The sequence below is a fragment of the Faecalibacterium sp. DFI.5.82 genome (assembly GCF_029076575.1).
Lineage (GTDB): Bacteria > Bacillota > Clostridia > Oscillospirales > Ruminococcaceae > Faecalibacterium > Faecalibacterium duncaniae.
In genome coordinates this window covers 1-307 of the sequence record NZ_JARFIS010000595.1, presented here as the reverse complement: position 1 = coordinate 307, position 307 = coordinate 1, and the positions used below count along the sequence as shown (strand labels likewise).

Below are 307 nucleotides of genomic sequence, written 5' to 3'. Positions count from 1 at the left end.
GGAAGAATACGCGACGCAATAAAATATTTCCCGGAATGTGTTGACGATGCCTTTGAGGAGGAGCTTGACAAACTTGAGGAAATAAAAGGTGTGAAGAAAAAGCGGTCAGAACGGTACTGCCCATATTGCGGAGAGAAGCTTGTCGGAGCAGGAGCACGATTCTGCGGGTATTGCGGAAGTAAAATATAGGGCGTGAGTGTTTTCAAAGAGTGGGAGAACAAACATGAAAACGGATAAACTGGTTTGCCCAAGTTGCAGTGCGGAAATGGAAGTGGATGAAGAACAACTGCTTTTATATTGCCCTTAC

The 307-nt window shown here is 45.0% G+C and carries 1 protein-coding gene; it reads left to right on the top strand.

Annotation, left to right across the window (positions count from 1 at the left end; translation table 11 throughout):
- Positions 1-189 (top strand): zinc ribbon domain-containing protein (locus P0G09_RS18035; protein ID WP_275253357.1); only part of this gene is annotated, 189 nt, incomplete at its 5' end.
- Positions 190-307 lie beyond the last annotated feature (118 nt).